A 12,414-nucleotide genomic window follows, 5' to 3' on the forward strand; every position below is an offset into this window, starting at 1 on the left:
TCGCTATTAAATTAATTGATTTGTCGCATTTACAATCCGTTCCAGGTCGGCGTTACTTAGACCGGGAAAGCACGGAAGAAAGATGCCATTATGATAAATTTTCTCGGCCACAGGCGTCATCGTCTTATTGGGGTATTTCTCCAGAGCAGCAACCAATTCCAAACTGGTTGTTGCGGTATCGATCCCATGCCTTGCAAAAACTTCTTGCGCCTTTTTGGGATCTTGCACCATCACCAACTGCCAATAAACATTGGCGGAGCTTTTAGTTGTTTTTGGAAATTTATCCAGATCACATCTGGCCTTCAAAAAATTCGCGTTATCAATGCGTATCTGGTCGCTCGCAGAGACTCCATCAATATGAGCAAGGCCAATATTTGCCTGGAAGGAACTGTAGCTGGAAAACCACACCTTTGGCAGCGTTGGCAACCTGTCTTTATTGCGAGAACCCGTCTGCTTAAGTGTCGCTTCTGGATTAAATCTTCGCATGATTTGCAATAACGGGAACACGGCAAGGGAAAAAATCAACCGGGTTGTAGCAACATTTCTAACCAAATTCACCCAGGCTTTTTTGATCAGGAATTTTCGGTCTGCCAGTGAAAGACCCGCCTGTGATTTTTTTAGCGCCTCATACGTTGCGGTGTCGCTTGTTATCGCAAGACCTCCGCCAAGGGTATCCAGCGTCTTTATTGAGGAACAGCTATATATCCCGACATCCCCAAATGTACCGACACGTTTGCCATCGAAACTGCCGTTCAAACACTGGGAAAAGTCCTCAATAATGAATATTCCCTTGTCTCTGAAGAAATCAACCAACACCTTCATATCAGGTACCAACCCAAACAAGGTCGTAATGACCACAGCCTTTGTTTTGGGGCTTGTCTTGCGATGAAGATCATCCAACTGAAAGTTTAACGTATCGATGTCCCAATCAACATAAACAGGAACAAGGTCTAACGCTAAAATTACATCAACTATCCCTTTAATTGTAATGGGCGGCAAAATAACCTCGCTACCCTTTGAGAGATTGAGATTTTTCAGCGCGAAATAAATTGCAGTTCTTGCAAATGGAAATGCCACACAATATTCACGGTCGCAATACTCGGCAAACTTACTCTCAAATTTTTTGATTGTAGAATGATCATCTAACGGCATAAAAAACGAAGTCATAAAATACCCAACGCTTTCAATAATCTTGTGGTAAATCATTCCTCTAGGAATTTTATCAAGCGTAAATTTCATATTATCCAATTTTCCCAACAGCTTAACTCTATATGTGGACCAAACACCTTCTCGTCTATCATGGTGTATTCTTTTTTTGTTCGACAATCGGCAACCGTTTTAAGACCGCAAAGGTAGATATTAAAACCGGATTCTTAACATCATACCCTGCCGCTTCAAGTCGCTTGTTCAAACACAAATTTATCATCAGTTGTTTTTCTGCGCCTCGTGGCGAAATTGCACCACTATAATAGTCGCGCTTTGTGGCAGGATCCTGCATAACCGAAAGAACCGCCACATCGGCAATATCAAGCCCGATTGGGTAATTAAAAACCGTTCTGTCCCGAATCAAAGTCGCAAAATAACCTTCCTCGGTTGTTACTTTTACCCCTTTTGGAACCACAGCATCAAGTTCCCGACGTTTCTCAAGCACATAGCGGTATGGGTCCGTGGTTTGATCTCCAATAACAAATTTGACTGCTTTTACAAAAACATGGTCTTCGATCCTGGACAATGAAAACAACTTTCCGGGCAGACCGTAAAGGTTGAAGCTAAGCAGCAGCAGCGTCACAATAACCATGCCGGAGAAAAAGTAACGCAGTTTTTTCTGTGGTAAGCCTGACGACAGAACTCGAGCATAACCTACTGCCGCAGCAAAGATTATGAACGGTACATAAGTAGTATGGTAATGAGTTGTCCAGCCGGAAAGCTCCGCTCCACCAGCGTCAAACACAATATTCGGCATCATTGCACCCAAAGCAATAATCATTAAACGGGGTGCTGAGCGTACGAACAGGAATGCGAAGCAAAAATTAACAAAAAGAAATCTAATGAGACTTGCATGGACTGCTGGTTGCGCAAATCGGTTCGTTATCTTTATAAGGTCAAACAGTGACAAATAATTGCTCTGATTGCTACTTATAGAAGAATCTGTCGACTCAAAAGTAAACGTTATGCCGACAGCATAGACTGCAAGACATGCCCCTATAAAAATCAAGATAAAGAATGTGTTACGTGCAAGCCCCTGAGTTCTGAACAGCATAGAAAAAGCTATTAAGAACCCGCCTGCGAATAGCGCACTTCGCTCGTGAATGGATGCGGTCACAATCGCAACAACCACCACGCCAGCCAGCAACCAGGGTGAATCGGGCTGCCTAAGCAAATGATAGCAAAGAGCACATAGCAACAATCCTGCAAAGAGAAACAGCCTGTCGAAGTAGTATTGGCCATCCAGTGCTTGTGACCAATTGGGGTATGCAACTACCAGCAGACAAAATAAAATAGCGTGTAATGGCGCAACACGGATAGATCTTAGAAAGAAAAATACGACTGCAAGCAATCCGAAAAAAGAAAAAATATGCGATGCTGGAGCAAGCAGTTCTGCCGGAACAATACGAGCCATTGCCCCTAGAAAATAAACTATATAATAGGCATGGTTATGTAATATGTTGCTAGCCCAAGGTTCCGTTGGACTCAAGTCCATTGCGCATACATCTTCCGGAACAGCAAAAAAAGAGCGCATAAAATCCTGGGAGCTATGATTCGCAACTGACAACGGTTTACCAATGTTAGCAACATTGTTGATAGCCTCAACATAAAAAGTAGCATCAACCTGCCTCAGATACATGTAATTCTTTTCGTAAACAAAAAGAATTAGATAAGACCCCAGCAAAAGAAGAACAAAAATTGCGTCCCAGGACAGACATCGCTCCAAATACTGCTTGGAAAATATTTTTTGCATACTACCTTCTACATTTTTAACATTTCATATCATTGACATCCCAACCTTTGCCGCTGGGTCGTGAGGAAACGAAGCTATTTTATAGTTATGGCTTCTGACTCAGTTTTGAATGGCGTGCGCCGAATATTGCCAACCTTTGCGCCATCGTTGGCAAATCGAGTTATTTTTTAAATGGATAAAACGACATCTGCGTATCAAGTCCTTCTTGGATGCTTCGGAAAACACGGCCAAGTCTCAAATCTGGATCGCTGTATTGGTTATATCCTGTTTGCTATCCTCAAGAAGCCGCTCGACATGACAGCTTTGCTCTAAGAAGATGCCTGGAAACTTCGAATGCAGACCAGAGAGCCAACCAGGTGTTTCTATTCAATTAACATTGGAACTCTAGGATTTAAAAGATAAATCAAAAACATTCGCTAAAAATAAGACATTCTTTTTGCGTTTGATTTCACAATATCTAAGTAATATCTCTAATTCTTCTTTGTGCATTAATTTAGTGGAAGCGTGAGCATCAGGCCTGCCAAGCAGAAATTTACCAATATTGTTTAATAGACCATGACGACTGATACCCACAACCAACTCAAGCTTACTGTTTTTCTCCCTTAGTTCGGCAAGGAGTGTATCTAATTGTTCTTCTTCAAAAGTACAAAATACTTCGTTAGCAACGAGAACATCAAAATCAACTAATCTCCAATCATCCACATCAGTTAATGCAGGTATGATGTCATAACCGATAATGTTTGAGTTAGGAAGGAGTCGTTTTAGTTCACCGTTACCACATCCAAAGTCCAGCACTACAAGCCCTGGCCTCTCCAAGACACCAACCTCGATAATGCAACGTAGAAGCTGTCTAAAGTAAAATTTCGCCAATCCCGCATAATCAGTCACGCCTTTAATCATAATTGTTTCCTCCTTATATTTTCTACCATTGACATAATAAGTGCTCCATAATTGACTCATTGGAACTCATTTCCATAGTGACTTGCATTTTACGTCACCTTTGAAAGCCCTGATTTCGGGAGAAGCCCGATCCCAGTTTGTTTTAACACCGCACCAACAACCCCCATTAGCAAAATTGCTACCGTCAGTGCCAGATATCCAACCGCAGCCAAAGCAAATCCAGCTTCACCAGAATACCCAAGGAGCGTAAAAACATAGGCATAGGCACCTTCTCTCATGCCTATTCCTTGAACAGAAACAGGGAGCAGCCTTATCAACTCAGCCAATATCACCACAATACCGAGAGCTGCCGGTGCAATCTTGATATCCATGGTGTAGGCTAAATACAGTATTGCGACATACCAAATGCCTAAGGCTACCATCGACAGAAAGAAAAGTTTCACAAACTCTCCCACAGATTTAAACCGGGAAGCTCTCCAGCATGCATCTATAACAATCTTGATGTTGCGCCGCCCTGCAAACCACCCAAGTCGCCTGATGCGCCCCATTAGAACCGGCAGCCCCCATAATCCCATCAGTGCAACAATTATTGCACCTGCCAGCAGATCAAGTACCAGAGAACGTTGCCCACCAGTCAGTAGATAACAGAACCAAAAAATTAAATATCCTAATAAGTAGGAATACAACCCCAACAGTCGCTCGCGGAAAAGTGCCAGTAGAACAAAATAACGCCGGCCATTCTGCCGCAACATTATAAACCGGTAAACGTCCCCACCAATATTCGCCGGTGTAAACGTATTCAAAAAAGTCCCCATGCAAAAATATTGTAGATGCCACCGAAATACCCCAGGTCGTGCGGCACGCACGAGCATAAACCAACGGTATGCCATCGGAAGATATAGACAGGCTGCAATCAGCACCGCCACACAAAATACCACTGGATTCAAAGTGACAAGTATGCGGGACAGCGACTGCCAATCCAAAAGGTAAACCGCGATCCCCAGTAAAACAACTGAGGCTATCAACCGTAGCACTGTCTTCATCTATATTTAAAACCTATAGGAAGAGATAGATATAGGATTCGTTTGTCCCAATAGCTAAAGGAATCGGAGAGCAAGATATGAAATAGGGGTCGGAGTTCATATATCTGTAAAATAATGAGCTTAAGCTTAATGTAATCCAGCACGTTTTTAAAAAATTGATAGTCCAGCACCCGAGTGAACTCACTAAAACAATTCTGGTATCCCACTTCCGTATATTGAGGCTTAAAAGAGTTTCCAAACATGATTGGGGGTAACAAAAAGTACTGAATAGAAAAGCTTAAGCGCAATAGGTAGAAATATAAAAACAAATAATAACGATCTAATGCCATACAAACCTCAATTTAGATTTTCAATACAACCAGTTGTCGTCCAATTCTATCGGCATTCGCCATGATTGTCAGAGTATGCGATTTTTCCGGCAGAACCGGTAAACATGCACCATCGACAACATAAACGCCATCCATACCCTTAACCTCACCCAGCGGAGAAGTTTCGCCAACAACCGATGACTCGCGCATGGGCAATGTGCCTGCATAATGAATATCGCCACCGGGACGGCCAACCGTGAAGCTTCCCGGCAGCAACATGCCCCCGAGACGCCAATAGGCTTTACGTACTTTCTTGGCTGCCTCATTCATTAACGGCATAACCTTATCGTCGTATTTTCCCGATATGACCAGCGACTCATCCCTGCCCAATTTTGCTCCTGCGACAGTCAGATGGCCCGGCAAAAAAATGTTACCGACCACACAGGAACTTAATAACCCCCGCAATAAATCTATGCTATATCGTCTTCGCAAAGGCACATGGCGCGCGAATTCAGAAAGAGGAATACCTGTCGTTGCAAAAGTGGAGCCGAACGCCGTGATATTGTCATAGAGCGCCAAAGCAAAAGACAACTGTCCCAAACCAAATCCCGGCAGCCTTGGCGCTCCCAACAGCCTTGGCAACCATAGCAAAAATGCAGCAGTTGGACACGACAGCACAGGCACAGTATCCCTATAGTCCAGAGCTTTCAGTACTATTCGGGTAGTCGCTAAGGTGCCGGCTGCCAGAACGACCTTGTTTGCGGTTATTGTTTTTCGCTCGTTACTCAAGGTGTTTTGTCCGCTGACGCTCCAATAGCGGTCGCAACGGGTCAAATCATCCACCACAAAACCGGAGATCTTAGTAAAATTCTCATACTTATAAAGTTCCGGCAGATCATCAACCGCAGAGTATAACGAATGCCGCTGGCACCCCCAAAGACAGTTCCCCGAAAGATTACATGCTTGCCGCCCTGACATATCTTCACTCAATACGGCCACTCTGGATCGACCCAGCCTGAATCCCTGTGAATTCAGTTTTTTTCTATGGTTTAAATAATGCTGAGACAAATGGGTATGCAACATATCCATCGGTATCGCAGGCTGCGCGTCTTCATCCAGACCGAAGTAGTCGGATAAATCGTCATTAGCTCTACCGCTAATGCCCATTCGTTGACTGACTCTTCTATAAGAAAGTTCCAGTTCGGACGCTGAAAATGGAAACTTGGCGATTTCGGTAGCTGAGAAACGCGCCACTCCGCACCCCCATGAATTTGACAAACCACCTGTCGCCAACGATCCGACCGAGATAAAGTCTTTTCCTTCTATTTTGTTACTGCGCTCAAATCCATCGAAAGCAAAAGCATGTGAAGGCACCCGCAATTTAGGAGAAACCGCATCACGCATCTTAAGCGCGTGAAAATCTTTGCCGACCATCCACTTCCATTGTTCGGCATCATTAATACGCGCCGAAAGAAAGTCCATCTCTGGCGGCTGTATGTCTGGTCGCTTGCCTCCGTCTACCATTAGCACTTTCAATCCGGCCTCAACCAGTGGAAAAGCTGCCGAAACCCCTGCCGGACCGCTGCCAACAATAATAACGTCGAAATCAGGGATCATAATATTCCCTTTTCTTGGCTCAAGGTAAGCCGGACCAAGGGTGAAAATAACATTCGCGATATTCGCCAACACACTTCACATAAAACAGCATGAGTCATCGAAAACAAACTATACAACACCCCGTGTCCACGCCCAAGAAAGCGATAAGCCCCGACTGGGGTTGCCTCAGCCAGCACGGTCGCGGCATCCAGTCGCCATAAATACTCTGCGCTCGTAATTTTGTTAGTCCACGAGGACTCGTCAAGCAAAGACAAAAAAATGGGGTAGCCCAAAAATAATTTTGGTAAATCCAAGGCCTGTCCGCCGCGCAGCTGTTCTATTACACGGATGTAACGACGCAATACAGCACTGCCCGGCCTCTCTTTCAATATATAACCAAGCATTGCCTGTCCTTCCCGCAGCAAGCGCCTTCTTCGATCATTACCTGATGGGTGCATTCCCGAACGTAGGGGGCGTAACTCAAGGCCAAGCTGGTTAAGATCGGGCCGCGTTTCCATGACAGGTAAATTGAAAAGAGACTGCAAACGCTCCAGACCTAACCGGGTTCGAAATTTTTCCCCAAGGATGAAAGTTAACGCGTTGATAACTAAGACAGGCACGGGCAAAAATCCTCGCCAGCAACGAAGTCGCGATTTTGCAATCGTATCAAGCAATATTGAGAAGGAAACCGGAGCAACTGCGGCGAGACAATACACGTCAGGAGGAACATCACCCCGTTCAGCAATGCGCAATAGCCCCTCTGCAAGATCATCCACATGAATCGGCTGAACCTTGGGTGCAGGTATAAACGCGGGAAGCAGCGGCAAGCGCCTGACGGTACTGACCAACGTTCCGAACAATCCGCGTAACTCGCCGCCATAAACCTGACCCGGCCGAACCACCCAGCCTCCTGCAGACAGCACCTCCTGTTCAATGCGCCATTTGGTTCTTCCGTATGCAGTCGGCGCATCTGATCGAGCTGTTTGGCTGGATACAAAAATAAATTTCGCACCGACTTCCTTGGCAGCCTTAATCAAATTTACTGCGGCGTTTATTTCAGACTTCTTATCTGTGTTATTCGCCAACAAGGTATTTGCGGCCAAATGAACAATTGCGTCTGTGCCAGAAGGCAGTTCTATAAGATTAGCCTTATAAATATCGAACGGAATCCAAAGATTTTCTTGTATTATCGGTGGTTGGCGAGATGCGACGACGATAACATGACCATGTTTATCTCCAATAGTAATTAATCGAGTACCCACATACCCATTGGCACCTGTAACTACAATTTTCATTTTTTATTATTATCTAATTGCCCGAGCTTTAACCGGTCTACTTCTTGTTTAACAACTTCCCTAATTCCGGCATTGATGTCATATCGACAATGCCACCCCAACGCTAGCAGACCGGAAATGTCAGGCTCTGAATGCATCACCTCCCCGTCGCGATAAGGCAGTGCACCGAAGACCAGATGTGCGTTGGAATTGGTAAGGCAATGCACTGTTTCTACAAACTCCCTTATCGAAACAGATTGCCCAGTACCAACATCGAATTCGACGAAGTAATTACTAAAGCTGTCTATCTTTTCTAATAAAACCATGTAGGCTGATATTACATCATCAATATAAATAAAATCTCGTTTCTGCTCGCCTTTTGTTAGTCTAAGCTCTGGGACATTACCAAGGCAACTATTGATAACGTAGGTTGAAAATTTCGTTGGCTCATCGTCTGAACCGTAAAAATGCTCTAACCTGACATTTCCAAATAAAATCTCTTCATGCTTCGAAAAATATTTCCCCCATTGAAGGAACTGATTTTTTGAAAGTGAATATAGATTCAGGTATTTATCCAAACTCGTGTCAGTATTGAGGAACGCCTCGACTCCAGCACGTTTCCCTGCATCAAGCAATCGCAAAGGAAATTCAGTATTGGCTGAAAAAATCTCGCTAACCGACTCATTGTTCCTTCCATAACAAGTGGCTGTATGAATGATAACGTCTATTTTTCCAAATTTACTAAAAAGCCTAGCGAAATCGAGATCTTCTTCTATATCAATAAAAACTATATCTGTGACAATTGACTCTACTCTGCGTAGTGAGGAGGACTTTCTTTTTAAAGCGACCACCTCATAACCATCAGACAATAGTGCCTTAGCCAAATGACTCCCCAGAAATCCTGTCGCACCAGTAAGCAATATTTTTTTCTTCATGGGATTTATGGATTATAACGAACGCGTTTAAATCCGATAATCAAGAATTCACACCAAAAAATACTTCGATCTTTTCAACCACGAAACTCAGCATCTCTTCGTTCAGTCCTGGATAGACGCCGATCCAGAGGGTGTCATTCATAACCTTGTCTGTATTGGTCAATTCACCGCTGATGCGATAGGTGAGACTTTCAAAATATGGCTGGCGCGCAAGATTTCCGGCAAACAGTAAGCGCGTACCGATCTTGTATTGATCCAGATATTTCAACAGTTCGACGCGATTCACTCTCGCCGTTTCGCGAATGGTAATGGGAAACCCGAACCAAGAAGGCTCACTGCCTAAAGTGGCTTCCGGCAAAACCAGGAATTCTTCGCAGGTTTTCAAGCGCTCTTTGAGAAAAGTGAAATTGCGCTTGCGGTCTTCGATGAATGCCGGCAATCGATCCATCTGCGCCAATGCACAGGCCGCCTGCATGTCGGTAATCTTTAGGTTGTAACCCAAATGAGAGTATGTGTACTTGTGGTCATAACCCTCCGGCAATGAGCCCAGTTGCTGACAAAAGCGTTTGCCGCAGGTGTTGTCGCGACCCGGTGCACAGAAGCAGTCACGCCCCCAGTCACGGAAGGATTCAATGATGCCGCGCAGGCCGCGGTCTTTGGTGAATATCATGCCACCCTCACCCATAGTGATATGGTGCGCGGGATAGAAACTGCAGGTAGCGATGTGGCCGAAGGTACCGACGTGCTGCCCTTTGTAACGCGAACCCAGTGCGTCGCAACAATCTTCGATGACCCATAGGTCATGTTTCTTGGCTATTGCCATGACAGCATCCAGATCAAAGGGATTACCCAGTGTGTGGGCGATCATAACGGCTTTGGTTTTTGAGCTCATCGCCGCTTCAATTTTGTTGGGGTCAATGTTGTAGGTGGGGATATCCACATCAACGAACACCGGCACCATGCCGTTATGTAATATAGGGTTCACGGTGGTGGGGAAACCTGCAGCCACGGTAATAACTTCATCCCCCGGCTTCAATGCTCGCGCACCCAGTTTGTGCGAAGTGAGTGCGGTGAGTGCCAGCAGATTCGCCGACGAACCAGAGGTCGTTGTCAATGCATAGGGTACGCCCACGAATGCTGCAAAGCGTTTTTCAAACGCCTTATTAAAGCGTCCAGTAGTCAGCCATCCATCCAGAGATGCCTCGACCATGTTCTTCAATTCACTCGCACCGAGCACTTTGCCAGAAGGCGGAATGACAGATACGCCTGCAGTGAAGGGCTTGGACTCTAATGCGATTGCCGCGTATTCCTCTACGAGGACGGCTATTTTTTGACGGAGGAGATCTTTTTGTTCCATGTCTTTTTTAGTTTGGTTAAATAAAAGTGGTGTTGGAGCTCATTGGTATCTTAGATAGGTTACTGCTCAGTCAGACTTATGAACTCCTTTATGCAATGCTGCCAAAGTTCAAACTGCAACCTTATTTCATCACCAATAATTGATACATCTTCGCCAAACTCAAAATGGTTCCGCTATTCTTCAACGTTTCATGAATTCATGTCGTGAGCTTGGTAATCGGCAATCTGCTCCAAGGAAACTGTTTTCATATTTTTACCGGCAAGCCATTGTTTGTTCCATCGTACAATACTGTTCAGTGTGGCGGGCAGAGTCCATCTCGGATGCCAGTCCAGTCGGGCCTTAGCCTTGGAGCAATCCAGCTTCAGGTAATGCGCTTCGTGTGGATGATCTCCGCCATCCAACATCCAGCGTGCATCCTCACCCCATGACGTGGTTAATTTCTCAACGATCCATTGCACAGGCTTGGCATCTTCATCACTCGGCCCAAAATTCCAACTTTCCGCATAGGCCGCACCTTCTTCATAGAGCTTTTGAGCCAGCAACAGATAACCGGACAACGGCTCCAGCACATGCTGCCATGGGCGGATGGAATGAGGACTACGGATATTAACCAGGTTACCTTGAGTGATTGCGCGCATGATGTCCGGAATGAGCCGATCTTCCGCCCAGTCACCACCACCAATAACATTGCCAGCTCTGCCCGAAGCGATTGCGACACCATGCGTGTTATATTTCTCGGGATGGAAGTATGAATTACGGTAGGCCGCAGTGACTAGCTCTGCGCAGCCCTTACTGCTGGAGTAGGGATCGTAACCGCCCATGGGCTCATTTTCACGGTAGCCCCACGCCCACTCGCGATTTTCATAGCACTTATCGGTAGTGACATTCACCACTGCTTTCACGCTCTTCGTGGCGCGCACAGCTTCAAACAAATTCACTGTGCCCATCACGTTTGTAGAGTAAGTCTCGACCGGCTCAATATAGGAGTATCGCACCAGCGGCTGCGCCGCCATATGAAAAACAATCTCCGGCTTATATTCGGTAAACACTGTGTTCAGATGCTTCAAATCACGGATGTCGCCGATGATGCTAGTCATGCCTTTACCGACTTCAGCGATCTCGAACAGACTGGGTTTCGTTGGCGGAGCAAGTGCATAGCCCACCACCTGCGCACCCATGGATTGCAACCATAGCGACAGCCAGCTCCCTTTGAAGCCAGTGTGCCCGGTCAATATGACACGCTTATTCTTCCAAAAGGTTGGATTCACGACCACACTTTCCATGGCGCTTTACCGGATTGCCATAACTCTTCGAGATGCGTCTTGTCGCGCAATGTGTCCATCGGTTGCCAGAACCCCTGGTGATGAAACGCAGCGAGTTCGCCCTCTTCCGCCAGTCGCTCCATCGGTTCGCGCTCCCAAGTGGTTTTATCATCAACAATGTAATCGATGACCTGCGGGGACAATACAAAGAAACCACCATTGATAATGGCTCCATCACCCTGAGGTTTTTCACGAAAGCTATTAACTTTATTGTCCTGTATATCGAGCGCACCATAACGACCGGGAGGCAAGGTGGCCGTTAGCGTGGCTTTAACTTTCTGCGCTTTGTGGAAGGCAATTAACTCGGTAATGTTGACGTTACTTACGCCATCACCATAGGTCATGCAAAAAACTTCTTCATCTTTGACATATTGGGCCACTCTCTTCAGGCGGCCACCAGTCAGAGTGTCTTCGCCAGTGTCCACCAAAGTCACTTTCCACGGCTCAGCATAACGCTGATGCACTTCCATTTTATTGTGCTCCATGTCGAACGTCACATCCGACATATGTAGAAAATAATTTGCAAAATATTCCTTGATGACATATCCCTTATAGCCGCAGCACACAACAAACTCATTAACCCCGTGAGCGGAATAAATTTTCATGATGTGCCACAAGATAGGCTTGCCGCCAATCTCAACCATGGGCTTCGGACGGACCGAGGTCTCTTCACTGATTCGCGTTCCCAAACCACCCGCAAGAATTACGGCTTTCATTGCT

The 12,414-nt window shown here is 45.6% G+C and carries 10 protein-coding genes and 1 pseudogene; 1 reads left to right on the top strand and 10 read right to left on the bottom strand.

Going from position 1 to position 12,414, the window contains the following annotated elements; all coding sequences use genetic code 11:
• Positions 1–6 precede the first annotated feature (6 nt).
• Together Q8L79_RS12245 and Q8L79_RS12250 are read right to left on the bottom strand one after the other, a co-directional pair.
• The gene (locus Q8L79_RS12245; RefSeq protein ID WP_305271655.1) at positions 7–1,239 is read right to left on the bottom strand and encodes a DegT/DnrJ/EryC1/StrS aminotransferase family protein; all 1,233 of its coding nucleotides are present in this window, start codon (positions 1,237–1,239) and stop codon (positions 7–9) included.
• A gap of 58 nt (positions 1,240–1,297) precedes the next feature.
• Positions 1,298–2,959: a hypothetical protein gene (locus Q8L79_RS12250; RefSeq protein WP_305271656.1), complete on the bottom strand. Its 1,662-nt coding sequence runs from the start codon at positions 2,957–2,959 to the stop codon at positions 1,298–1,300.
• A 139-nt stretch (positions 2,960–3,098) separates the two neighbouring features.
• On the opposite strand from Q8L79_RS12250, the pseudogene Q8L79_RS12255 reads away from it, so the two are divergent.
• Positions 3,099–3,256: pseudogene (locus Q8L79_RS12255) on the top strand (transposase); the annotation flags it as partial.
• Between the two features lie 87 nt (positions 3,257–3,343).
• Here the strand turns inward: Q8L79_RS12255 and Q8L79_RS12260 are convergent.
• The 8 genes from Q8L79_RS12260 to rfbF all read right to left on the bottom strand — a co-directional run bounded on the left by Q8L79_RS12260 (position 3,344) and on the right by rfbF (position 12,410).
• Entirely contained in the window at positions 3,344–3,919 is a 576-nt protein-coding gene (locus Q8L79_RS12260; protein ID WP_305271658.1) for a class I SAM-dependent methyltransferase, read from the bottom strand.
• Positions 3,920–3,948: 29 nt separating this feature from the next.
• The gene (locus tag Q8L79_RS12265; protein ID WP_305271659.1) at positions 3,949–4,902 is read right to left on the bottom strand and encodes a lysylphosphatidylglycerol synthase transmembrane domain-containing protein; all 954 of its coding nucleotides are present in this window, start codon (positions 4,900–4,902) and stop codon (positions 3,949–3,951) included.
• Between the two features lie 341 nt (positions 4,903–5,243).
• On the bottom strand, positions 5,244–6,827 hold the full coding sequence (locus tag Q8L79_RS12270; RefSeq protein ID WP_305271661.1) for an FAD-dependent oxidoreductase: 1,584 nt from the start codon (positions 6,825–6,827) through the stop codon (positions 5,244–5,246).
• Positions 6,824–8,101 (bottom strand): NAD(P)-dependent oxidoreductase, encoded by a 1,278-nt coding sequence (locus Q8L79_RS12275; protein WP_305271663.1) that lies wholly within the window; start codon positions 8,099–8,101, stop codon positions 6,824–6,826. Before Q8L79_RS12275 ends, Q8L79_RS12270 begins: the two co-directional genes overlap by 4 nt.
• Positions 8,098–9,015 (bottom strand): NAD(P)-dependent oxidoreductase, encoded by a 918-nt coding sequence (locus Q8L79_RS12280; RefSeq protein WP_305271665.1) that lies wholly within the window; start codon positions 9,013–9,015, stop codon positions 8,098–8,100. Before Q8L79_RS12280 ends, Q8L79_RS12275 begins: the two co-directional genes overlap by 4 nt.
• A gap of 40 nt (positions 9,016–9,055) precedes the next feature.
• Positions 9,056–10,372 carry a lipopolysaccharide biosynthesis protein RfbH gene (gene rfbH / locus Q8L79_RS12285; RefSeq protein WP_305271667.1) on the bottom strand — a complete coding sequence of 439 codons (1,317 nt, stop codon included), beginning with the start codon at positions 10,370–10,372 and terminating at the stop codon, positions 9,056–9,058.
• A gap of 188 nt (positions 10,373–10,560) precedes the next feature.
• Positions 10,561–11,655: a CDP-glucose 4,6-dehydratase gene (rfbG, locus tag Q8L79_RS12290; protein WP_305271669.1), complete on the bottom strand. Its 1,095-nt coding sequence runs from the start codon at positions 11,653–11,655 to the stop codon at positions 10,561–10,563.
• Positions 11,637–12,410, bottom strand: a complete 774-nt coding sequence (gene rfbF, locus Q8L79_RS12295; RefSeq protein WP_305271671.1) for a glucose-1-phosphate cytidylyltransferase — start codon at positions 12,408–12,410, stop codon at positions 11,637–11,639. The genes rfbG and rfbF overlap by 19 nt, the downstream gene beginning before the upstream one ends.
• Positions 12,411–12,414: the final 4 nt, after the last annotated feature.

The sequence above is a fragment of the Methylobacter sp. genome (assembly GCF_030680395.1).
Classification (GTDB): domain Bacteria; phylum Pseudomonadota; class Gammaproteobacteria; order Methylococcales; family Methylomonadaceae; genus Methylobacter_A.